We start from the raw sequence: 23,334 nt of genomic DNA, 5'->3' as shown, positions 1-23,334 counted from the left end.
ATTCTCCCTAAAACCGATTAAAACGGCTACTTATTTTGCGTTCAATGGCACGAGCACGAACGACTAAGTTCATATATAGTTCATCAAATGGAGTAACCCAGGTATCTTGAACACTAGGTAAAGTTTTGTTAGCCCCATCGTAAATTATTTGTAAATAGTGATCTCGATTTTGATCAGGTGGGACCTGTACTTGAACACTATAAATAGGATTGTTTTCGCGATTACTGATGCGAGCAACCTTTCCAGTTAGATGAATGTCAAAATTATGATGTTTGATAATAAGTTTGATGTCATCATCGTTTTTTATGTCAGCAGTTTTTTTATCGGTGATTTTAAAAGCAATTCCACCTTCGGAAACATCTTCAGTAATAATTGGAAATGAATCGCCATTTTTAGTTATTACTTTTCCTTTGACTTTACGAATAAAACGTTCACTTTTGCGATAAACTGGTCTTCCTAATGAAATGAATAGACACATGCTTAGATTAATGAAATGCATTAATAACCAGAAGGTAATAACACTTCCAACCAATATTTCTGAACCATACTTACCATAGTTGAATTTAATGATTGCTATCAAAGTGATGGTCCATAAAATTAAATATGGTAATATGTACAACTTATCTTTAATAGAATAAGTTACATCTTTAGAAGTAACTTTAAACTTCTTGGCTTTGATGCCGAGACTTTCTAGAATTACTGGTATAAATAGGTAGGGTGCAAAGAATGTTTCTTGAACTTCACCCCAACGTTCATTTCGAATTTTTGCCTTGTCCTTCATGCCTGAAGTATCTCCCATGACATAGTGCAATAGGAAGTAACCTGGTGCCCAGATAACCATTAGAATCCAAAAATTAGCATTAACAACTTGAATTTTAAAGAGGGCATACAAAATAGGAGCAATCATATAAATCATTCGTCTAAAAAAGGCCCACCAATAAAAGTAGGTATTAAGCAAAATAATACGATTGATTATAGTTAAATTTGGATTAGTGAATATATGAAGGTTTCGACAACTCTGAATAACTCCACGTGCCCATCGAGTTCTCTGTTTTATAACACCTTTCATATCAATTGGAGTTATACCACTTGACTGTGGAACTTTAGTAGCCAAACTGATATAACCTTCCATATTAAGCATAGTTCCTAATTGAAAATCTTCAGTGATGGTATTTGTTGGAAAGCCACCTACATCGTCAACAGCCTTGCGTAAGAAAACGGCATTGGAGCCTGTGAAAAGGGCACGTTTATTACCACCATTTAAGATATTAACGTCCCTTGAAAAGAAGTCTTGCTCATTAGGAATGATTTTTTCCGAAAACAAATTGAATTGGAAAATATCGGCATTGTAAAAACTTTGAGGTGTTTGTACGAATCCGAGTGGATCAGTGTGGTCGGGATCATCTTTTAATTGTTGAAAGTTTTCCGTGAAAAGTGGCACAGTATTTCGTAGAAAACCCGAAAAGGGAATCATATCAGTGTCAAAGATAGCAAAAAGTGGTGAATCAAGTTTTGCTAAAGTATTATTGATATTTCCCGATTTGGCGTGCTTATTATTTTCCATCCCAGAATATCCAACATGATAGTGTTTTGTTAAAGCTTTAACTTCGGGACGGTTTCCATCGTCAGCTACTACGATATGAACCTTGCTTTTATCAGGATAATCAATAAAAGTAGCAGCATTAATGGTTTTACGAAGTAAATCAACACTTTCATTATGAGTAACAATGATAATATCAACATCTGGTAAAGGCTGAGTAGTACTGTAATCAGGAATTTTTAAATCCCATTTCTTTTTAGTTGATAGCATTCTAAAAAATATTAAAATGAATCCAGTTGAATTAGATAGAATTTCACTTATAACAAGTAATAAAGCAAAAATTAGAGTAAAGATATTAGAATGCCAGGGAATAGTAAAGAAGATTCGCCATATTAAATAGATTACTGACAAAGCAATTGCCAAAAAATAAAGAAATCGGCGTTTATTGGACATTTTGAGATACCTCTTTAAAAATAAAATCGCGTTGAATCTGATAACTAATGATAAATAAAATAAAATCTACAATCATTTTTGCCACAGTTGGCATCAATTGACCATTAGTGATTGGCAATAAGGAAGTTAGAGCGTTGGTAAAGAAACCAGAGGCTAACATTTGCACAATAAATAGACATCCATACTTGATAAAGGTCCTTTGACCAGCATGATTGAAGACAATACGATGATTTATAACATAATTAACGACGGAAGAAAGAACTCGTGAAATAATGGTAGCAATAAGAATACTATTCAAAACATGATTACCAATGGTAAAAAGAACTAAATAAAATAAACTGACATCGACAATGAATGAAATGAAGCCACTAGTCGCAAATTTGAAGAAACGAGCATAAATGGCTAAAGAATCCCTAATAACTCGGAAGTGAGAGGAGGAATTTCCATCCAAATAAATGGTAGGAATAGGTTGCTCGACTACTTTAATATTGAATTTTTTTGCTTGTAGTAGCATATCGAATTCAAATTCAAAACGATTTCCTGGAAAGCTTATTAAATCCTTGGTATATGTCATTGGAATAATTCGTAAACCTGTTTGAGTATCAGAAATGTTTTGATGAGTTAAAATACGTACTAATTTACTAGTTAAAACATTACCAAATTGGCTTCGAAAGGGAACCGAGTTAGTGAAGTGACGGACACCAATAACTAGTTGGTCGGGATTTAAACTAAATTTTTTGAGACAACTATTTAGAGCTTCTACAGTATGTTGCCCGTCGGAGTCCATAGTTGCAATGCCTGTCAAATCTGGAAAATGTTTTTGAGCAAATGTAAAGCCAGTTTTTAAGGCTGCACCTTTACCGAGATTCTTTTTATGATGTAAAATGGTCAGCTTAGGAATAGCAAGTTTTGATAATTGATCAAAGATATTGTCATGATCAGAGTCACTACCATCATCAATGATAATTAGATTGGTTATTGGTAAATTTAAATTTTTTTTATTGGTGATTTCTTGAATTAAAGTGATTAGTTTTTCGTCAGGATTGAGTGCTGGAATAATAACTCCAATTTGTAACATAATACCCACCTATTATGTTTGGTGCTATATTGAAAATATTTAACTAAATTAACCTATCACATTGGTTAAATTAAGTATACAGTGCAAAATATGTTTATATCGACATTTTTATAAAATAGTCAATTTTATAATATAATTTGATAATTTAATGATTGAAACTTCGCATAAATAGTCTATTTATTTAATAAATTATAAATATATAACTTAAAATATAACAAAAGAGCATGTATCCGATATTTTTGTCGAATACATGCTCTTTTGCTGTTTGAATAATTATTTAATAGCTAACTGTTGACGAATACGTTTCTCTTCACCAATAGCAATTATTGCTAAGACAATGATACTTAAAACAACCGCAATATAGAAGACGATAAAGGTATCGTTCCAACCGTGAAGATTCATTCCTAAGAATGAAAGTCCGTTAGCCTTTGGATCAGCGATTGAAGCAAAACCAACTTGAGCCATCAAATCACCAAAGATGTAAGCAAAAGTTCCGGTTAATCCATCAGAAACATTCAAAGCATTCTTTGGTACGAAACTGATAACTGACACACCGATTAGAAGTTGAGGTCCATAGATCAACATTCCTAAGAAGAATAGGGAAGTATTGATCATCATTGGTGTAGTTCCGTAACGATATCCAAGAACGACGAAGGCGGTTAATGCTAAACAAATAATAGAAACAATCGCTCTACGACCCTTCAATAGATCTGAGAACCAGCCCCAAACAACACTACCAATAATTCCACCTAGTTGGAATAACAAGAGTGTGTTAGCACCTTGAGCGACTGTAAAGTGTAATTGTTGAACAGTGTAAAGTGGTGCCCAGTTGACGATACCAATTCTAACGACATAAACAAAGACGTTAGCGATACATAACAACCAAACCCAAGGACTTTTCATAACAAAGGTCTTGAAAATAGTCCATTTGCTCATTTTGGCAGCTGACTGATCAGCTTTTGAAACATTTTCGCCAAAAATAACTTCGCTGGAATCCCAGCCGAGTTCTTGCGGATCGTCGGCACCAAAGAAAAGACCCCAGAAACCAACAATCAAACCAATAATAGCAGGAAAAATAAACATACCACCGACATTACCGCTAAAGAGATGGTTAGCACCCCAAAGAGCGATAACACCAGCAACGGCACCACCGAATTCGTGGGAAATGTTCCAAATACCAATGTAGCGACCACGTGTTGTTGTAGTTGTCCATCTTGAAATAGTGGATAGAGAAGCTGAACCACCAGGAGATTGGAAGATACCATTCAATGACCAAAGTACTAAGATCAAACCAACAGGAGCTTGATTCATTAGTAAAGCCACACCAATGATCAAAGTCATAACGGCGGCTAAAATCAATAGAAATGACATAAAGCGTTTAGTGTTTTTGCCATCGACAACGTATCCTAAAACAGTTTTACCGATTCCGTAAGCCAATGAAAATCCGTAACCGATCCAGCCTAAAGCAGTAGTAGAGATGCCTTGTTTAACCAATAATGGTTGTGCAGCTGATAGGTTATTTCTAATCAAATACATACAGAAGTAAACAAAGAAAACAACCAGAAAAGACTTTAGAAACTCACGGAACCAACGACTTTTTTGTTCGTCAATTGAGAGCCCCAGTTTAGCTGGTCGTTTCAAATCAAAATAGTGCAACATAATAAATTCCCCCTCAAACTAAACTTGTTGCCCAAATCAAGTATAAAACAATCACACAATGTAGAAAGAAAAATATTGGATCTTACTCAAGCTCAACCTTCTATTAACCCAACTGCTGTAACTGAACTCAAGTAAGAATCAGAATATCTATGAATGCGGTTGAATAAATTTACTTAATTCATTTTTATTCTAGTTTATCGAACCGGTTCGATAACAAGAAAAAATGTAAATAAATGCTATCAAATCAGTAAAAAGTGGTATTCTCAGAATATTAACTGGGGGGATAAAAATGAAAATAGGTTTCTTTTCAAGCTCAACACCGATCACAGCGATATCTCCAAAACGTTTTTTACGTGCCAAAAGATTTTTGGAATCTAAAGGTATTACTTTAGTACCTGGAAATTTGACAGGTAAAAGTGATTTTTATCGTGCGGGGTCAATTGACGATCGTGCTAATGAAATCAATCAATTGATTCATGACGATTCGATTGATATTTTGATGGCTACAATTGGCGGATTGAATACCAATGCTCTTTTACCAAAAATTGATTTTGCATATTTGAATGATCATCCAAAGACTATTGTTGGTTATTCAGATAGCACTGCCTTTTTGTTAGCAGCTAAAGTTAAAACTAATTGCCGGGTTCTTTATGGACCGGCTTTGGTGGCCTCGTTTGGTGAATTTGCACCGATTGTCGACCAAACCTTTGCGGATTTTGAAAAAATTATTAATTATCAAAAAACACCAGTAACTATTTTTGCACCAAAGGAATGGACTGATGAAGCTATCAATTGGAATGATTTCGAACGAGATAAAAAAATGCAACCTAATACTTGGGGGTATATCGGTCAAAGTGTTCTTGAAGGTCGAGTAATGGGCGGTAATTTAGACACAATGGCAGGAATTATTGGATCTGAATATTTTCCAACTTTTACCAAAGATGACTTGCTGTTTATTGAAGATGCCGAAAAAGATGCTTCAATTGTTGAGAAAAATTTTGCTATGTTAAATAACTTTGGCGTCTTTAAAAAAGTGAAGGGAATTATTTTAGGTAAGCACGCCTTATTCGATGATCTAAAAACAGGACGTCAGCCGATTGATATTTTACGTGAAGTATTAGGCAATAATATTGTGCCAATAATTTACGATTATGATTCTTGTCATACTGTGCCGATGATAACAACTCCTCTAGGTGCAAAAGCTAAGTTTGATGTTTCAAAGATGAATGTTACTTTTGAAGATTTTTAAGATTCATTATATATAGGAAAATATTTTAATTAAATGAAATTATAAAAGAATGATATATTTGCAATATTAAGCTTTCATTGCTGACATAAAAGAAATATCAATAAAATCTAATGATAATTATTCTAAATATAGAATAATTATTTATTACAAAATGATTAAATAAATTACTATTCAGTTAAAAAATAATGACGATATTAATTTCTAAAAACAGATCTGTAACTTTTCGTAATAAGCAAATTTTAAGACCTATAATTCGTTATGTTGCTAAAGCAACAAAAGGGAGATAGAATTTATGGTTTTAAAGAGAAGGGTTATTGCTGCTATTACGACAGTGATGTCTTTAATTGCCGTTTTTTTCTGTGCAACAACTGTTAATGCCGCTCGAGCTGATATGGTCGATGTCTCTAATAATAATGGGGCAATGACAGTATCTAATTTTCAGGATATGTACAATAACTATGGCGTTAAAGCAATGGTTACAAAAATCAGTGAGGGAACATCTTTTGAGGATAGTACAGCGGCAGGTAATATTGCGGCCGCCAAATCTGCTGGGATGTATGTTAATGGTTATCATTATGCAAGATACAATAGTGTAAACGGTGCCATTGCTGAAGCTGATTATGCTGCTAAGTTGGCTAAAGAAGATGGATTACCAGCAGGAGCAGTGTTAGCAACTGATGTTGAGAGTTCGGAACAAAGTTCAACTACAGAAGCTCAAAATGATGCTGATAATCAAGCATTTATGAATGAAGTAGCTAAATATGGTTATCGTTCAACGATTTATACCATGGGTTCATGGGTTGGCTCTGTTATGTCAGTTGATTCCGGATGGATAGCTTCATATCCATATGATCCAACTGGTCAAGAATGGTATACATCTAATCATGGTTGGCAATGGTCAAGTACTTATACATTTAGTGGTAGCTATGGAAACTTTGACGTGTCAGAACTATATGATAATTTCTTTACAAGTTATGAATCACCAACTGGCAGTACAACGACTGATGACAATTCCGCAACAACTAACAGTGGATCAGATTCGAGTGCCGGTTCAAGCACATCTAATCTAAGTGTTATCAACGTTAACAATGTTTCTGGTAGTTATGTTCCATTAGTTGCATTACAAAGTGATGGCAGTATGACAACAATTACCAATCGAGCCTTGGGAAATAATACTTCTTGGCAAACAGACCAGACTAAAGAAATTAATGGCGAAACGTATTATCGTGTAGCTACTAACGAATGGGTCAATGCTAAGTATTTGAGTAACAATAATTCATCTGATTCTAGTCAGACGGATGCAGCTACAAATATGAATGTTATTAAAGTTAATAATAATTCTGGTAGCTATGTTCAAATTGTGGCATTACAATCAGATGGTACGATGAAGAACGTTACTAATCGAGCATTAGGAAATAATACTTCTTGGCAAACAGATCAAACCAAAGATATTGATGGTATTACTTATTATCGTGTTGCCACAAACGAGTGGGTTGCTGCAAGTTATGTTGTTGGTTAATTGTGAGAAGTTTTTAATATTAATTAATTAGTTTAAAATACACTTGTCCGCAAAAACGCGTTAGAAATTTTGATTAAAGAAGACAGTATTTATTGGAAATTTAAGGTATGTAAAAATATATTTTAATTTCATAATAGATAACTGTCTTTTTTTTTAAATTTTTAAATAACTAATCGACAAGCTAATATTTTATCATCTTGGAATCGCTATCATAAAATGGTATAGTTTAAAACGTGCTTTGCAATCAACTTTCTACCAGAAAGGTCTATACAATTGATGAATAAAAAATTGACTACACAGAATGAAATAAAATCTGAGATTATTAATTTATCAGCTATTTTAAGTTTGCCAAAAGGAACAGAAGCTTTTGTCAGTGATATTCATGGTGAGTACGATGAATTTGCTCATATTATGCGTAATGGTTCTGGTAATACTAAGCAGAAAATTGCTGAATTATTTACGGGTAGACTTACTCCAATGAGTCAAAAGAAACTGGCATTTTTGATATATTACCCATCAGAAATATTAGAACAGACTAAATCTGAAATAAATGATACTGAACGGCTCAATCAATGGTATATGGATACTTTTAATAATTTGATTGAAGTTTTACGATATACAGCAAATAAATATACTCGGTCTAAAGTTAGAAAAGCACTAGATCCTGATTTTGTTTATGTAACAGAAGAGCTTTTGTATGCTGATACTAATGCTCAAACTAAGCAATTGTCATATCAAAATGTCATGACTAGTATTATTGATTTAAAAATGGCAGATGCCTTCATTGTTGCAACTTGTCATTCTATTCAGAGATTAGTAGTTGATCACGTGCATATCATTGGTGATATCTATGATCGTGGACCACACCCAGATTTTATCATCGAACATTTAACTCATCATCAACAGAGTTTTGATTTTCAATGGGGCAATCATGATATTTTATGGATGGGTAGTGTTGCCGGGTCAAAGCTTTGCATGTTAAATTTGTTAAGAATTTGTGCTCGGTACAATAACTTGTCGATTTTGTCAGATGCGTATGGAATTGATTTGTCAGCGGTAAGTCAATTTGCTATAAAAAATTATCAACCATTGAAATCATTTACGCCTAAATCAGATACAGGTGAAGAGATACCTTTGGAAACTAAGTTACTTGATAATTGTCTGCAACAAGCGGCGGCTATTATGCAATTTAAATTGGAAGGTCCAACTATTAGACGTAATCCTGATTTCAAAATGGAAAATCGTCTGTTATTGGATAAACTGAGCTCAGATAGAAATTCAATTGTAATTGATAATCAGGAATATCAAATAAAAGATGGTTGTTTCCAATTAGTTGATAAAGATGATCCATACCAGTTGACTAATGAAGAGCAACAGATGGTGGAAGATTTAATTGAGCAATTTATGCACTCTGAGAAATTACGTCAGCATATCGATTATTTGGTTAGCAAAGGTTCAATGTATTTAAAATACAATGGGAATTTGTTATTACATGGTTGTGTTCCTGTAGACAAAGTTGGAAACCTAAAGAGTTGGCAAGTACATGGCAAGTCTTATGCTGGTAAAAAATTATTTGATTATTTTGATGAGGTTATCAGAGCAGGATTAAACAATCCTAGTATGAAGGATAATTTTAATTCTGATGTTATTTGGTATTTGTGGACTGGCAAGATGTCACCGCTGTTTGGAAAAGATAAAATGACGACATTTGAACGTTACTTTATTGATGATGCCCAGTTACATATTGAAAAATTAAATGCCTATTATACTTTACGTAAAGAAGAGTGGTTTGCTGATAAACTATTCAAAGATTTTGGATTAGAAGCAGATGGACATATTATTAATGGTCATACACCAGTTAAGGCAGGAACTTCACCAATTATGGCTAATGGAAAAATTTTTGTTATTGATGGAGGTATGTCGAAGCCTTATCATAAAACAACGGGAATTGGCGGTTATACATTGTTATCCAATTCTTATGGATTGCAATTAGTCACACACGAGCCCTTTACCACTAGGGAAAAAGCCATTACGGAAATGACGGATGTTGTATCAACAAAACGAGTAATTGAGCAGTCTGTTAAAAGAAAAACAATAGCCAATACTGATGTTGGTAGTAAAATCAAAAAACAAATATTAGAGTTGTCACAACAGTTAAATAAATTCTAAATAGGATACAAAAAGAGAGCCCTGAAATTTCAGAGCTCTCTTTATTATTTATATATTTATTAACAAATTTTATCGCCAAGGCTAAGCATTTTTTCACGACGTTCAGCAGCAGTTTCAGGTTTAACGTTTCTCCAGTCAACAACTGAAAGATTGCCATCAAGAATACCACTATTATCTTTAAGAGCTAAAGCATTGTGCCATACGGAAATATTAAGTCCGTTAGTCATAAGGTCGGCATCATTTTCTGAAGTTTTAAGATCGTAGCCAGCATCATTTTCCAAATCAATAGTGTAGTTAGGATCATCTTCTTTTAGGATAATTAATTGGAACTTATCACCAATAGCACAGCTTCCACCAAGACTTGAATATTTATTTGAACCATCGTCAGTCGTAAGAATCATACGAGTAACTCCAGGGATTTTACTTTCTAAGTATGTTTTTGCTTCTGGTTTAATATTAATTTTCATTTTAAAAGATCCTTTCATGGATAATCGATTGTGTAAAATTGATTCGTGCTAAATCTTTATTACATGTATAAGATTAACTCATATCTAAAAAGGGTGCAAATATAATGCTCAATATTTTTATCATTGAATAGTAAGTAATAGATTAAAATTGAAAATATTTGTCAATATATTATTGGTAAAAGTTTTTTTATTTAAACAATAATAGTATTTTCTATCTTAAAAATAGCTCTATAATTAAGTGTAAATTGAGGAATTTGGGGATGTTGGTATTGAATCGATTAGTTATTTTTACAACTAAGATATATCGCAGTAGAATCATGCGTATTATTCGTGATACCTTGAAAATGATGTTTCCTATTATGCTAATTGGTAGTTTTGCCGAAGTTATCAAAATGACTTTTCTAACTTCAACAGGATTTATGGCGACTATATTTGGAATTACTAATTGGTTACCATTTCATCGTGAATTAGCTTGGTCGATGGGAGCAATATTTCACTGTACTATTGATATGATTGCTTTGTATACAGCTTTTGGAGCGGCTCATTTTACAGCCAAAGAGTATGGAAAAAAAACTTCTATTGCTGGAGCTGTTGGACTGGTAGCTTTTTTGATTATTGCTTTCCAACCTAATAATTCCGGACTGCCAAACTTTAATTTACGCTTGATGTCACAGGGTATGTTAATTTCTTTAATTGTCGGCTATTTGTGTGGTTTGGCAGTTGTCAAATTTGTTGATGATGATAAAGATGAATTATTTCAAATGATTAAACCGGTTTTGATAGTCATTGTAGTTGCAGCAGTTTTTAATTTCTTATTGGGTTTACTAGGACGTTTTGAAGTTCCAACTTACGTGGCAAGTTTTGTAATGCAACATACACAGGCACATGCATTGTTATACGTCTTAGGAATGGGAGTTTTAACTAATTTTACGGATTGGATGGCCTTTGGCGGACCGTTTAATAATAGTCCATCCTTTACTGATGCACCGGCAATGGCTAATTTGAATGCAGCTTTAAAGGCTGGATCATCTTGGAATGTTCCCTTTAAATATACTGATACAACGATGTATCATAGTTTTGCAAATTTTGGTGGGACGGGAGTTATGTTGGCTTTAATTATCGCTATTTTGTTGTTTTCAAGACATCAAAATAAACGATTAGTATCAAAATGGTCACTTTTTCCAGCCATCTTTAATAGTCATTATTCAATGATGTTAGGAATACCAGTTTTATTCAATCCAATCTTTTTGATTCCATTTTTAATAGCACCGTTAGTAAATATGTTACTGTCGGCTTTATTTTTGACGATCCATTGGATTCCAGCTGCGGCGTATCCAGTACCTTCTGGAACTCCTGGTCCTTTGATTGCTTTTATTTGAACTAATGGAAATTGGTTGACGTTAATTTTTGGAGCAATTTTGATTGGAATTGATGTAATGATCTATAAACCATTTGTTGAATTGTCTGATCAAGTGGCTGAGAAGGCAGGGGATCATGATGAAACAATTTAAACGTTGGTTGGGATGGATTTTTGGCTTGGCTATAGCGATTATTTTGATTGTCATGTCCTTACAATGGTCACGTTCCAATGTTGCTGAATTAACTAAATGGCATAATTCTAAAATGTCTCCAGTGATTATGATACCTGGTAGTTCAGCGACAGAGAATCGTTTTGATACGTTGGTTAAGAAATTAAATAAGAATACTAAGAACCAGCATAGTTTAGTTAAGGTGAAAGTAACTAATGATGATAAACTGCATTTTTCTGGACAAGTTCGTCAGGGAGATAACGAACCGATAATTGTAGTTGGATTTGAAAATAACCATGATGGTTATAGCAATATTAAACAACAGGCACGTCGTTTTAATATTGCTTTTAATGTTTTGGCTAATCAATATAAATTTAATAATTTCAAAGCGATTGGACACTCAAATGGTGGTTTGATATATACAGCCTTTTTGGAAAAATATTATTCGAATTATTCTTCAAGAATTACTATCAAAAGACTTATGACAATTGGATCACCTTATAATTTTAATGAAAAATCGGATCGTCATCGAACACAAATGTTGTCGGACTTTGTCAAGAACCGTCAAAAAATTCCAACTAACTTAAATGTTTATATTGTTGCTGGAACACAAACCTATAATTCAGATGGTTTGGTTCCATTGGGCAGTGTTATGGCAGGTAAGTATATCTATCAAGGACAAGTAAAGCATTTTACTACTGTTTCGGTATCAGGCTCTGACGCACAACATTCAGACCTTCCTCAAAATGATCAAATAATTGATTTGATTAAACGTTATATTCTTGATAAAAACGATACACCACAGACACAACCAAAAAATAGACGTAATTCAACTTATTTAAACGATAAAAACAATTAAAATTACGAAGGGCAATGTTTTTTAATCATTGCTCTTTTTTTGCAAATATTTTTTGAGGAAAAAGCTGTAAAAGAATACTTTGAATAGTCCTAGTAATACTAATGAAGAAAAAATAAATATTTGCCTATTTTTCATAGTTAGTTATCCCTCCTTAAAATCGTTATTTACGTAAATAATTTCATATCAAATAAAATGCCGCTATGAAATAATATTAATAAGTTTGAAAGAATTTCAATGAAATACTTGCTTGTAAAAATATTACTATATTGATCATAAAATCCGGTGTGCATTCACTAATAATTGAATATTAAAATTATAATGCATTTAATTAGGCATATCGCTTGTAAAGCCAGACCAACCGTTCTATATTGTGTGCGTAGTTTTGAAGTATAGAAAAGAAAATTCTTATAAAATAAAAACTTTTTAAACTATATTCTTTATTTATGTATATTGTCTATTTCTTAACATAAGGAGAGGAAACAACAATTATGAATAAGTACAAGAAACAAGTAGAACTTAATAAAATATCAAGTACGATATTGGATCAATTAAATGAAGTTAGCTTAGATCCAATGGTTGTTAGACGACCTGATTTACAAAAGATGATTGCCAAATATATGCGTGAATTACAAGAAACCGAGAATGTTGATTTAGTTGCTGAGGCATTGTGTAAGAGTATTGGTCAGACATATTTAATGAATAATCAGAATTATCCACAATCATTAATAGATCTATATTACCGAGTTAAAGTTGAAGGACTAGAGTATGACGGTATCAATTGGAGTGCTACACAGGCTGGTTTAACTTGGTTCGAGTAAAATATGAAAGCCCAATTAATATCCTCTTTTTATTGTAGATAAGTTATCATATTAGTAGTAGGAGGATAATTTATTGGGTTGGATAATTGTAATGATATTAGCTGCTTCGATGGCAGGATTTGTACAAGGTGTGACAGGATTTGGATCAGGGATTGTTATGATGATCTTTTTGCCACATCTTTTGCCAATCAATCAAAGTGCTGGGGTTTCAACGTTGACTATGTTGGTAGCAAATGTCATGGTTGTTTGGCGTTATCGCAAGTACTTAAAGTGGCAACGGTTAGTTACACCATTTTTGATTTATATTCTTACTGCCTTTGGATCGCTGTATTTAAGTGAATTTTTAACAGTGGGATATTTAAAACTACTGTTAGGATTATTGTTGGTTATTCTTTCTTTATATTATTCAGTTATGAATATTAAGTCGATTACGATAAAGGCTATACCTATTTACGTTATGATTGCTTTTTCATTGATATCGGGATTCTTTAATGGAATGTTTGGTATTGGAGGACCATTAATGGCTCTTTATTTCTTAACGATATCTGATTCAAAGGAGAATTATTTAGCTAGTATTCAAACCTTTTTCTTAGTAGATACCTTTTTAATGACAGGCGTCCGGTTTGCTAGTGGAATTTTAACGTTAGATAATTTGAAATTTGTTTTAATTGGGATCATTGGAGCCATTTTAGGAACCATTTTGGCCAATCGTTTAGTTAGTCACCTAAATATTAAGTTAATGACAATGTTTATTTATGTCTTTATTGGTCTGAGTGGACTTTATTATTTGGTAACGGCTTTATAAAATGAATACGCTAACTGCTTGCACCACACGACAATAGTCCGTATAATGCTTGCTAGACTACATTGAAGAAATGAGGATTATATATTTGATTACTGTTAGTGACGTTAGTTTGCACTTTGCTGATCGAAAGTTATTTGAGGATGTAAATATTAAGTTTGCTCCTGGCAATTGTTATGGTTTGATTGGCGCTAATGGTGCCGGCAAATCAACTTTTCTGAAAGTATTATCAGGTGAAATCAAGCCTTCAACTGGTTCCGTTAAATTAGGACCTAATGAACGTTTGGCAACTTTGAAACAGAACCATTTCGATTATGACGAATATACCGTTATGGAAACTGTCTTGATGGGGCATACTGACCTCTATCAAATTATGCAAGAAAAGGATGCTATTTACGCTAAGCCAGACTTTAATGAAGAAGATGGTTTAAAAGCTGCCGATTTAGAAACTAAATTCGGTGAAATGGGTGGCTGGGAAGCTGAAGGTGAAGCTTCTCAAATGCTTCAAGGTTTAAATATTCCCGAAAAATTGCATCAAGAAAAAATGGCTAATTTAACTGCTGGTCAAAAGATCAAAGTTTTATTGGCACAGGCATTGTTTGGTCAACCAGATGTTTTGCTTTTGGATGAGCCTACAAATGGTTTGGATGTTGAGTCAATTGATTGGTTAGAAGAATTCCTAATCAATTTTGAAAATACTGTTATTGTTGTATCCCATGATCGTTACTTCTTGAATAAAGTATGTACTTACATGGCGGATCTTGATTATAGTAAAATTCAACTTTACGCTGGTAACTATGATTTCTGGCAACAATCATCACAACTTGCTCAACAAATGAAACAAGATCAAAATTCTAAAAAAGAAGAAAAAATTAAAGAGCTACAAGATTTTATCGCTCGATTCTCAGCTAATGCTTCTAAGTCAAAGCAAGCTACTTCTCGTAAGAAAATGTTGGATAAAATCACTTTAGATGATATTCAACCAAGTTCTAGACGTTATCCATTTATCAAGTTTGTGCCAAATCGTGATATCGGTAATGACCTATTGAAAGTTGATAACCTATCGGTAACAATTGATGGTAAGCAAGTATTGAAGAACGTTAGTTTTATCCTAAATAAGGATGATAAAGTAGCCTTTTTAGCAAAAGATGATATGCGTACCACAGCATTATTCAGAGTTTTAAGCGGTGATTTAACACCGGATTCTGGAACAGTTACTTGGGGTGTTACGACTAGTCAGGCTTATTTACCAAAAGATTTTAATGCTATGTTTAACGAACCAACACCAATTATTGATTGGTTACGCCAGTTTGCGGAGAAGGGTGAAGATGATGATACTTTCTTGCGTGGATTCTTAGGAAGAATGTTGTTCTCTGGTGACGATGTTACTAAACATGTTGACGTTCTCTCCGGTGGAGAAAAGGTTCGTGTCATGTTGTCTAAGATGATGCTTTTGAAGTCTAATGTCCTATTAATGGATGACCCAACTAACCACTTGGATTTGGAATCAATTACTTCATTGAATGATGGCTTGATTGATTATAAAGGGTCAATCTTGTTTGCATCACATGATCATCAATTCATCCAAACTATTGCTAATCGTTTGATTTATTTAACAAATGATGGTGTAGTTGATCGTGCTGATACTACTTATGATGAATTCCGTACTAATGAACAAATCGAAAAACAAATTGCTGAATTAGATAGTGCAGAATAAAAAGCCTCATTTCCAGTTTATTATTGGAAATGAAGCTTTTTTATTTAGAATTGTATTTTTTGTATTGAATTTAAATATTTATTTCTACATAAAAATAAAGAATATCCTTCATAAATTCATCAATTCTTTTTAAGGTTGCTTAAATAAATTATGTGTAAGCTTATAACTATCAACTAGAAAGAAAGTGATTGTTATGCGTTGGATACCATTATTAGTAGTTCTGACCATTGCAAGTATTAGTGGTCTGTATATCATCAAAACAGTCACTAATCTTGAAAAACGTCAGTTTAGTTTAATCAGTTTAATCTATTTAACATTATTAGGAACAATTCTTTTTACGCCGGTTTCTTTTGACGGTGCATCAGTTTATGTCATGTCAGCTGGAATTGGACAAGTTAATTTGCATCAATTGGATATTTTTGACGTTGGTTTTGTTGAGAATATTATTTTGACAATTCCATTGGGATTTTTAATCAAACAGAACTTTTCTCATACTTCAATTATTTCTATGGCAATATCTGGGTTCATGATCGGTAGTGGAATTGAAACTATGCAATACTACTTATCACATATTTTCTTAATCAATCGAACTAGCGATATTAATGACGTGCTTGCCAATGCTTTGGGAATTGTTGTTGGTGCCATCTTGATGATTGTTTATGAATACATCACTGGGACTAGCACTATTAAGATAGTGAAACAAAGTAGAACCGAAATTTGAAAAATTATTTAATTTTAAGATATAAAAAAATAGCAACTTATTAAGATGTATATCTCTTAGTAAGTTGCTATTTTCAATTGGTTATAAATCGCGTTTGTTAACTTTCAATGGACCTTATATTTTAGGTGTTTGAAAGTTAGAATCACTTTGAAGTTTTGATTGCTGGTTTTCAAGGTAATTTTGCCGCCGAGAGTTGTAACAAGTGATTGAACAATACTTAGTCCTAGTCCGACACTATGATTATTACGAGAATCATCAGCCGTATAAAAACGATTTAAAAGTAAATTGTCATTGTTAATATTCTCAAGAGTATGATTCTCAAAAGTGATTTGAATTATGTTATTGATTTTAGACAATATAACAGTCGTATCGGAAGTGGCATATTTGATTATATTGCCAATAAGATTTTGAAAAATACGTTTAAATAACATTTCGTCACTATTTACGATAATATTAGGAACTATTTTGATATGAACATTGATATTTTTACTAGTTAATTGATCATAATAGTTAAATAGCTCATTTTGAAGTGTATCTGAAAGATTGAATTGAGTAAGTTTTAGATTCTTGCTCTTTTCTTGAATTAAATTAAAATCCATTAAATAGTGTAGATAATAATTAACAGAATTGAGGTTATCTTGAACACGTAATAAGTCTTGCCTTTGTTTACCGTCAATTTGTTGACTTAATAGTTGAACATACCCGATTGAAACAGTTAAAGGGGTTTTAATATCATGAGTTAAATTCGTTAACATCTGATTAAATTGTTTATTTTGGATGGCTTGTTCTTGTTTTAGATGTTGATTTGTTTTGAGATTAAAATTACAGGCTTGAGCCAGTTTTTTAAGCAGTGGAAAATTAGTACTAGTAGTAACTTCTCCGTTAGAGTTATTTTGATTAATATAATTCAAGTCGTTAATTATACGAATGATATCATGAATAATCAATGCAAGTAGAATAAGCAGAATTAAACAAATGATTATTAGTAAGATTGTCATAGTGGAACCTCCTCAAATAAATCTCAAGCCAATTCCCCAAATAGAAATAAGATAATTTTGACCGGTGGCACTAGCCAATTTGTGGCGTAGATTACTTATGTGAACGTTTAAAGTGTTATCAGAACTTTCAAAATACTCTTCGTGCCAGACCATTTGAAATAACTGACTTTTTTCAAAGACTTGATGAGGGTGACTTAAAAAGATTTGTAAGAGATTGAATTCTTTTTTAGATAGGACTATTTGTTGTTTGTTAGCAATTACTTGGTGGGTTTGATTATTCAGCTTAATATTATCGTAGACAAGTAAGTGTTCGTTCTGAACTTGAATTCGATTGCGTAATTGTACTTGTATTCGAGCTTGTAATTCAGCAATATCAAAGGGCTTGGTCAAATAATCATTTGCACCATTATTTAAAAGATCAACAGTTGTGGACTTGTTTTGAATAGCGGTCAATACGATTATTGGTACAGGGGATTGTTCTCGAATAACCTTAAGAACACTTTCACCGTTAATTTGTGGCAACATCAAATCTAGAATAATTAAATCAGGCTGAATATTTTTGAATTCATTGATACCAGAAATACCGTCTAATGCTTTATAAATTAAATAATTATTAGATAGTACATCAAATAACAGTGATTGAATATCCTCATTATCTTCAATTATTAATATTTTAGAATTCATAAATTCCTCCATTAATTAAAGTTTATCTTATTAGAATTATGGTTTCTTTAGAATTAATAATTAATTAAGGTTTATTTATAAGATAAGTTAATTAATGATCATTAATATGTTAATTGAAGAGGAGGGGATTCTCATGGAAAAAACAATTCTTTCTGTTAGTAATATTAATAAATCATTTGGAAAAAATAAGGTAATAGATAATGTTAGCTTTGAACTTCAAAAGGGTGACATTTATGGATTGATTGGTTCTAACGGTGCGGGTAAGACAACCATAATGCGTTTGATTACACAATTATCGCCACTCAAAAGTGGTTCAATTAAACTCTTTGATAAAAAAATCAATCAACAGGCTCTCAAACATGTTGGAGCTGTTATTGAAACTCCAGTAGCTTTTGATAGGTTAACGGTTCGACAAAATCTTAAGTTAGTAGCAATTCAACGTGGCATTAATGATAAGAAAAAGATTTTGAAAATAATTAAATTTGTCGGACTAGAAAAAAAGCTTAATACTAAATCTAAAAATCTATCACTTGGACAAAGGCAAAGATTGGGACTTGCAATTGCTATTTTGCCAGAACCTGATCTATTGATCCTGGATGAACCCATTAATGGACTTGATCCTTCAGGAATAATTGAATTTAGAAAATTATTAGAGAAATTGAATCATGAAAGACAAATAACAATTTTGATTTCAAGCCATATTTTGACGGAGCTTTATCATGTTTCAACAAGATTTGGTTTTATTTACAATGGACAATTGATTAAAGAAATAACTAAAGAGCAATTGGATAAGGTTAATCAATCCGGATTGATTTTAACGGTTGATAATGTTGCTAAAGCAGCTCGAATAATTGATGCAAAATTTGCTGATAAATTTACAGTTCTTGATGATAAAAATATTTTGATTCATTCCTTAGATATTGATTCTTCAAAGTTAAACCAAGTTTTAGTTATGAATGACGTGTCTGTGATCAGTTTGACCAAAAAGGAAAAATCTTTGGAGGATTACTACACTAATTTGATAGGAGGTGTTAAGCATGATTAATCAATTAAGAACAGACCTCTATCGACTGAGTCACACTTGGGGGATTTTGTTGACATTAGTATTTACTATTGCTTATTCATTTATCATTACAAGTAATAGTATCGTTGGTGGCATTATGGTAACAGGAGATTCAATGTCAAAACTTAGTGTTGTGTCGTGGACTTTAAAAGATGGCATAAATGCCAGTACCTTATCATCAACCTTATTGGTATATATTTTTATTGGTATATTCGTTATGACAATTGGCTATGAATTCAGCCAAAAAACTTATAAAAATACTTTGGTTTCGGGAATTACTCGTTCACAATTTATTATTTCAAAGTATTTAATTATGTTACTAAATATTTTTTGCCTGATTTTGATTTATTTTTTGACAAGTATTGTTAGCGGAATGATATCTTCAAGAACAGTTGGAACAAGTTGGCAGAATTTGTTTTCGATGGTGTTCAATACTTCGTTAGTAATCGCCTTTTTTATAAGCGTTGTTTTTGGAATGGCAATTTTAGTTTTGCTTTTAACTTCGTCAGTTGTAATAGGTTCTCTGTTTATTGTCATTTTTCCAATATTGATTACAACTTTGCATAATATTGCTAATTGGGATTGGTTAAAGTACTTTGATTTCTTTAGTGCAGCTATGAAAATCAGTTTGAAGCTCACCCCTAGCAATCAATTATGGAATTATGTACTGGTGAGTTTGGCCGTGCTAATAGTAACGATGATTTTATCAGTTGTACTAATTAAGCAAAAAGAATTATAAATATAATTATTTAAGTTAGTATCTTTGTAATTTTTACTGAAGGTGTAGTTTAATTAATAGTAAGGAGGGCGTTTTATGCAATTTGAAAAATTAAGTAATGGTGTTTCTATTCCTATGTTGGGATTTGGAACTTATAAGATTGAAAAATCTGACGTAGCTGATGCAATTCAAGGTGCTTTGGATGCGGGTTATCGTCATTTTGACTGTGCCCATATTTATGGCAATGAAGCTGAAATTGGAGAGGCTTTTAAAAAGTCAGGAGTAAAAAGAGAAGATCTCTTTATTACATCAAAGGTTTGGAATGCTGATCAAGGATATGACAAGACATTGGCTGCATTTGACCAAACAATCAAAGATTTACAAATGGATTACTTGGATTTGTATTTAATCCATTGGCCAAATGAAGAGGACTTTAATTTGACTCTTGATACATGGAAAGCCTTAGAAACTCTTTATGCTCAAGGAAAAGTTAAAGCTATTGGTGTTTCCAACTTCTCTGAAAAGCAATTAAAAGAAGTCTTTGCCATGGCTAAAGTTAAGCCAATGGTTAACCAAATTGAACGTCATCCATATAAGGTTCAAGCTGAATTAGGCAAGTTTGATACTGATAATGGTATTGTTAATGAAGGTTATTCACCAATTGGACATGGACACTTGATTCTTGAAGATGAAACAATTAACAAGATTGCTAAGGCCCATAATAAGACTGCTGCACAAGTAGTACTTCGTTGGCATATTGATACTGGATTCGTAGTATTTCCAAAATCATCAAAGGTTTCAAGAGTTAAGGAAAACTTTGATATCTTTGACTTTAATTTGACTGATGAAGAAGTTAAAGAAATCAATGCTTTGGATCAAGATAAGCACCTTAATTATTAGTAAATAGAGATTTAATAAAAAAGAATTATTTATAATAATCAATACAAAAAGAGAATTGAAAGTAATAATTTCAATTCTCTTTTTGTATGGTTTTATGTATATAAAATATCAATAAACAGTTATGCATAATTCACCCCATTTTGAAATTAGAATACTAAAGTTGATATGTACTTATTCTATAAAATGAGGGGGATATTCATGATAATAAGGAAAAAACATCATTCGTATTGTAGTATTTTTAGAAATAAAGCAATTGTATTGGGAATTTCTTTTAGTATGATTTGTTTGATAAATTCTGGAGTTATCGTTAAGGCTAGTACCGAAGAATCTACTAGAGTGGAGCAGAATACAGATACAAATTTAATAGTTCCTAAAGATGCACTTTTCAGTGGTAATTATGGCGAAAAAGGAATTACTGATCCACAATGGTATATTTCGAGTGATAAGGTTCTTCATTTATGGTCAGGAAATATAGCCGAGAATAATGGTAGTAAGACATCGCCTTGGGTCAAATATTCAGATGATATCACTAAAGTTTCATTTGATAGAAAAGTAGTTTTGCCAAGGCATATTGAATATTTGTTTGCTAACTTAAAAAATGTAACTGAATTTGAGCACCTGGATAATTTGTCACTTCCCGAAGTGAGCTATTGGACGGGGACATTTAGTGGTGATCCAGCATTGAAAGAGATGAATTTTCCAGTTTGGGACGGTTCTATTACAAGATGTTTTTTAGACTTTTCGCATATGTTTGAAAATGATACTTCCTTAACTAGTGTCGATATATCAGGTTGGGATGTCGATAACGTAATGACAATGGAGAGTATGTTTGCTAATGATCCAGCACTCGAAAACGTAGGAGTAAAATTCTTTGAGCAAGCTCCATATGAAGATATTGCATCATTAGCTAATGTAAAGAATATGTTTTTAAATGATAGCGCCCTAAAGACGTTAGATATCTCTAATTGGAAGATGTATACCAAAGGAAAGTTGATGGATACTTCGACAATGTTTAAAGGAACGAACTTACAGTCGATTAGGTTAAGTAATTTAAATCAATTTACGGCGAATACAGTTTTACCGGCTAGAAATACTAATCGTTGGGTCAATATTGGCAATGGAACAAGTCAAGATCCACAAAAAGATAAAGTATTCTCTACCGCTAGTATTTCTGACTATTACGATGGATCTAATATTATTGAATATCCACTTTCAGACTTGGAGAAAGATAAATTTGCAATTGATACTTTTATTCCTGATCCTCATAGATCAGGAGATTTAATAATAAAATCGAATCTTGCCGATCAAACAATTCATAACGTTAATGGAAACATCGGTGACACTATCAAGGTCGAAGTACCTGTAGTGAAGGGATATACAGCCGATAAAAAGAACGTTTCAGCAATAATTAACGTTGACGGTTCAATAACCACCACCGAAAAAGTATTTTACAAAAAGAATGAAGAACATCACTACTCAATGGGAAATTCACACCATTTTTCCACTAGTAATTCCCATGAATCTCCTGATACTAAGCTAATTAAGCATAACTCAACAGTAATGACATATAGTGATAAACCAATCGTTCGACTATATTCTTGGGATTCAAAGATAACTATGAAGTTGATTACTAATCGAGCTCTTCAAAAAAATTCAGGTTGGTTTAGTGATGAAATGTTAAGTATCAATGGAGAACATTATTATCGTGTATCGACAAACGAATGGGTAAAATCTGAAAACGTTTATGTGTATCAATCCCATTCAGTTAATATTAAAACTAATAAAGGTAATTTTAAGAAATTATTTAAGGCTGAAGGTTTTTTGATTACTAATCGAGCCTTGGCTCCACAATCCCAGTGGTATAGTGACCTTATCGTAAATATTAAAGGACAGAAGTATTACCGAGTTGGAACTAATGAATTTGTTAAGGCTAATGATATTGAAGAATATTAATTATTTTTAGCGGAAATGATTTGCATAAAGATTTAGTCCTAGCAAGACTAGGGCAATTGCTGTTCCAGAAATAAGACTGACAATAAGGTGATTACCTTCAATTAAAAAGAAGAAAATAGCCGAGAAAACTACGGTTTCAATGACAAAACGTACAATCAATGTAGTCCAAGTTGTTTTTGCCTTATGTTCCATGGGTGCACTAACATTGATTGAAAGAACTATTAATACAAGTGCCGTAATTATTAGAACTGCATATAGTGGATTACTCATCGAAGTAACTTTATACCAGTTAGCACCGCGAAGAATTTGCCAGCCTAGTAATGAAATAATGAGCAAGTTTTCAATTGCAAAATCAAGACGAATATTTTTAAGATTTCTATTGATTAATTTCTCATCGTGAATTTTTTTCATGATTTTATACCTCTACTTTTACGATTA

Annotated in this window: 20 protein-coding genes; 13 read left to right on the top strand and 7 right to left on the bottom strand. The window is 32.5% G+C overall.

Annotated features, from left to right (window positions below):
* Positions 1 to 7: 7 nt before the first annotated feature.
* The 3 genes from LAB100_RS02215 to uhpT all read right to left on the bottom strand — a co-directional run bounded on the left by LAB100_RS02215 (position 8) and on the right by uhpT (position 4,730).
* Positions 8 to 1,993 carry a glycosyltransferase family 2 protein gene (locus tag LAB100_RS02215; RefSeq protein ID WP_119326150.1) on the bottom strand — a complete coding sequence of 662 codons (1,986 nt, stop codon included), beginning with the start codon at positions 1,991 to 1,993 and terminating at the stop codon, positions 8 to 10.
* Positions 1,983 to 3,071 carry a bifunctional glycosyltransferase family 2/GtrA family protein gene (locus tag LAB100_RS02210; protein ID WP_119326151.1) on the bottom strand — a complete coding sequence of 363 codons (1,089 nt, stop codon included), beginning with the start codon at positions 3,069 to 3,071 and terminating at the stop codon, positions 1,983 to 1,985. The genes LAB100_RS02215 and LAB100_RS02210 overlap by 11 nt, the downstream gene beginning before the upstream one ends.
* Positions 3,072 to 3,344: 273 nt before the next feature.
* Positions 3,345 to 4,730: a hexose-6-phosphate:phosphate antiporter UhpT gene (uhpT, locus tag LAB100_RS02205; RefSeq protein ID WP_119326152.1), complete on the bottom strand. Its 1,386-nt coding sequence runs from the start codon at positions 4,728 to 4,730 to the stop codon at positions 3,345 to 3,347.
* A 289-nt stretch (positions 4,731 to 5,019) separates the two neighbouring features.
* Between uhpT and LAB100_RS02200 the strand changes: the two genes are divergently transcribed.
* The 3 genes from LAB100_RS02200 (at position 5,020) to LAB100_RS02190 (ending at position 9,667) form a co-directional block, all read left to right on the top strand.
* A complete protein-coding gene (locus LAB100_RS02200) occupies positions 5,020 to 5,979 on the top strand; it encodes a S66 family peptidase (protein ID WP_119326153.1) in 960 nt (319 codons plus the stop codon).
* A 292-nt stretch (positions 5,980 to 6,271) separates the two neighbouring features.
* Complete coding sequence (locus LAB100_RS02195; protein WP_119326154.1) at positions 6,272 to 7,498, top strand: GH25 family lysozyme; 1,227 nt, start codon at positions 6,272 to 6,274, stop codon at positions 7,496 to 7,498.
* Positions 7,499 to 7,774: 276 nt separating this feature from the next.
* The gene (locus LAB100_RS02190) at positions 7,775 to 9,667 is read left to right on the top strand and encodes a fructose-1,6-bisphosphatase (RefSeq protein WP_119326155.1); all 1,893 of its coding nucleotides are present in this window, start codon (positions 7,775 to 7,777) and stop codon (positions 9,665 to 9,667) included.
* Between the two features lie 59 nt (positions 9,668 to 9,726).
* Here the strand turns inward: LAB100_RS02190 and LAB100_RS02185 are convergent, their stop codons facing one another.
* Entirely contained in the window at positions 9,727 to 10,134 is a 408-nt protein-coding gene (locus LAB100_RS02185) for an iron-sulfur cluster biosynthesis family protein (RefSeq protein ID WP_119326156.1), read from the bottom strand.
* Between the two features lie 269 nt (positions 10,135 to 10,403).
* On the opposite strand from LAB100_RS02185, the gene LAB100_RS02180 reads away from it, so the two are divergent.
* The 6 genes from LAB100_RS02180 to LAB100_RS02155 all read left to right on the top strand — a co-directional run bounded on the left by LAB100_RS02180 (position 10,404) and on the right by LAB100_RS02155 (position 16,580).
* The gene (locus tag LAB100_RS02180; RefSeq protein WP_246001211.1) at positions 10,404 to 11,513 is read left to right on the top strand and encodes a PTS transporter subunit EIIC; all 1,110 of its coding nucleotides are present in this window, start codon (positions 10,404 to 10,406) and stop codon (positions 11,511 to 11,513) included.
* Between the two features lie 118 nt (positions 11,514 to 11,631).
* Positions 11,632 to 12,522: an alpha/beta hydrolase gene (locus LAB100_RS02175; protein WP_371851199.1), complete on the top strand. Its 891-nt coding sequence runs from the start codon at positions 11,632 to 11,634 to the stop codon at positions 12,520 to 12,522.
* A gap of 488 nt (positions 12,523 to 13,010) precedes the next feature.
* A complete protein-coding gene (locus LAB100_RS02170) occupies positions 13,011 to 13,340 on the top strand; it encodes a bacteriocin immunity protein (RefSeq protein ID WP_119326158.1) in 330 nt (109 codons plus the stop codon).
* Positions 13,341 to 13,413: 73 nt separating this feature from the next.
* Positions 13,414 to 14,145, top strand: coding sequence for a sulfite exporter TauE/SafE family protein (locus LAB100_RS02165; protein ID WP_119326159.1), 732 nt, complete (start codon positions 13,414 to 13,416; stop codon positions 14,143 to 14,145).
* 85 nt (positions 14,146 to 14,230) lie between these two features.
* On the top strand, positions 14,231 to 15,859 hold the full coding sequence (locus LAB100_RS02160) for an ABC-F family ATP-binding cassette domain-containing protein (RefSeq protein ID WP_119326160.1): 1,629 nt from the start codon (positions 14,231 to 14,233) through the stop codon (positions 15,857 to 15,859).
* A 193-nt stretch (positions 15,860 to 16,052) separates the two neighbouring features.
* Entirely contained in the window at positions 16,053 to 16,580 is a 528-nt protein-coding gene (locus LAB100_RS02155) for a VanZ family protein (RefSeq protein ID WP_119326161.1), read from the top strand.
* 104 nt (positions 16,581 to 16,684) lie between these two features.
* Here LAB100_RS02155 and LAB100_RS02150 read toward each other — a convergent pair whose 3' ends face one another.
* A complete protein-coding gene (locus LAB100_RS02150; protein WP_119326162.1) occupies positions 16,685 to 17,578 on the bottom strand; it encodes a sensor histidine kinase in 894 nt (297 codons plus the stop codon).
* A 12-nt stretch (positions 17,579 to 17,590) separates the two neighbouring features.
* Positions 17,591 to 18,262 carry a response regulator transcription factor gene (locus LAB100_RS02145; RefSeq protein ID WP_119326163.1) on the bottom strand — a complete coding sequence of 224 codons (672 nt, stop codon included), beginning with the start codon at positions 18,260 to 18,262 and terminating at the stop codon, positions 17,591 to 17,593.
* A 133-nt stretch (positions 18,263 to 18,395) separates the two neighbouring features.
* On the opposite strand from LAB100_RS02145, the gene LAB100_RS02140 reads away from it, so the two are divergent.
* From LAB100_RS02140 to LAB100_RS02125, 4 genes are all read left to right on the top strand, one after another.
* Positions 18,396 to 19,307 carry an ABC transporter ATP-binding protein gene (locus tag LAB100_RS02140; protein ID WP_119326164.1) on the top strand — a complete coding sequence of 304 codons (912 nt, stop codon included), beginning with the start codon at positions 18,396 to 18,398 and terminating at the stop codon, positions 19,305 to 19,307.
* Positions 19,300 to 20,064: a DUF2705 family protein gene (locus tag LAB100_RS11625; protein WP_211321944.1), complete on the top strand. Its 765-nt coding sequence runs from the start codon at positions 19,300 to 19,302 to the stop codon at positions 20,062 to 20,064. The genes LAB100_RS02140 and LAB100_RS11625 overlap by 8 nt, the downstream gene beginning before the upstream one ends.
* A gap of 75 nt (positions 20,065 to 20,139) precedes the next feature.
* Positions 20,140 to 20,943, top strand: coding sequence for an aldo/keto reductase (locus tag LAB100_RS02130; RefSeq protein WP_119326165.1), 804 nt, complete (start codon positions 20,140 to 20,142; stop codon positions 20,941 to 20,943).
* A gap of 198 nt (positions 20,944 to 21,141) precedes the next feature.
* Positions 21,142 to 22,896 carry a BspA family leucine-rich repeat surface protein gene (locus LAB100_RS02125; RefSeq protein ID WP_162894176.1) on the top strand — a complete coding sequence of 585 codons (1,755 nt, stop codon included), beginning with the start codon at positions 21,142 to 21,144 and terminating at the stop codon, positions 22,894 to 22,896.
* Positions 22,897 to 22,902: 6 nt separating this feature from the next.
* Here the strand turns inward: LAB100_RS02125 and LAB100_RS02120 are convergent, their stop codons facing one another.
* Positions 22,903 to 23,307, bottom strand: a complete 405-nt coding sequence (locus tag LAB100_RS02120; protein ID WP_119326167.1) for a hypothetical protein — start codon at positions 23,305 to 23,307, stop codon at positions 22,903 to 22,905.
* Between the last annotated feature and the right edge of the window lie 27 nt (positions 23,308 to 23,334).

The organism is Companilactobacillus musae (assembly GCF_003967595.1).
GTDB lineage: Bacteria > Bacillota > Bacilli > Lactobacillales > Lactobacillaceae > Companilactobacillus > Companilactobacillus musae.
Note: the sequence above shows the minus strand (reverse complement) of the source record. Positions and strands in the feature narration are given on the sequence as shown.

Bases quoted from the DNA above. Each gene is read 5' to 3' on its own strand.
- LAB100_RS02175 (WP_371851199.1), top strand. From the start codon at position 11,632: ATGAAACAATTTAAACGTTGGTTGGGATGGATTTTTGGCTTGGCTATA.
- LAB100_RS02125 (WP_162894176.1), top strand. From the start codon at position 21,142: ATGATAATAAGGAAAAAACATCATTCGTATTGTAGTATTTTTAGAAAT.
- LAB100_RS02195 (WP_119326154.1), top strand. From the start codon at position 6,272: ATGGTTTTAAAGAGAAGGGTTATTGCTGCTATTACGACAGTGATGTCT.
- uhpT (WP_119326152.1), bottom strand. From the start codon at position 4,730: ATGTTGCACTATTTTGATTTGAAACGACCAGCTAAACTGGGGCTCTCA.
- LAB100_RS02210 (WP_119326151.1), bottom strand. From the start codon at position 3,071: ATGTTACAAATTGGAGTTATTATTCCAGCACTCAATCCTGACGAAAAA.
- LAB100_RS02185 (WP_119326156.1), bottom strand. From the start codon at position 10,134: ATGAAAATTAATATTAAACCAGAAGCAAAAACATACTTAGAAAGTAAA.
- LAB100_RS02120 (WP_119326167.1), bottom strand. From the start codon at position 23,307: ATGAAAAAAATTCACGATGAGAAATTAATCAATAGAAATCTTAAAAAT.
- LAB100_RS02150 (WP_119326162.1), bottom strand. From the start codon at position 17,578: ATGACAATCTTACTAATAATCATTTGTTTAATTCTGCTTATTCTACTT.
- LAB100_RS02200 (WP_119326153.1), top strand. From the start codon at position 5,020: ATGAAAATAGGTTTCTTTTCAAGCTCAACACCGATCACAGCGATATCT.
- LAB100_RS11625 (WP_211321944.1), top strand. From the start codon at position 19,300: ATGATTAATCAATTAAGAACAGACCTCTATCGACTGAGTCACACTTGG.
- LAB100_RS02190 (WP_119326155.1), top strand. From the start codon at position 7,775: ATGAATAAAAAATTGACTACACAGAATGAAATAAAATCTGAGATTATT.
- LAB100_RS02170 (WP_119326158.1), top strand. From the start codon at position 13,011: ATGAATAAGTACAAGAAACAAGTAGAACTTAATAAAATATCAAGTACG.
- LAB100_RS02215 (WP_119326150.1), bottom strand. From the start codon at position 1,993: ATGTCCAATAAACGCCGATTTCTTTATTTTTTGGCAATTGCTTTGTCA.
- LAB100_RS02155 (WP_119326161.1), top strand. From the start codon at position 16,053: ATGCGTTGGATACCATTATTAGTAGTTCTGACCATTGCAAGTATTAGT.
- LAB100_RS02130 (WP_119326165.1), top strand. From the start codon at position 20,140: ATGCAATTTGAAAAATTAAGTAATGGTGTTTCTATTCCTATGTTGGGA.
- LAB100_RS02145 (WP_119326163.1), bottom strand. From the start codon at position 18,262: ATGAATTCTAAAATATTAATAATTGAAGATAATGAGGATATTCAATCA.
- LAB100_RS02140 (WP_119326164.1), top strand. From the start codon at position 18,396: ATGGAAAAAACAATTCTTTCTGTTAGTAATATTAATAAATCATTTGGA.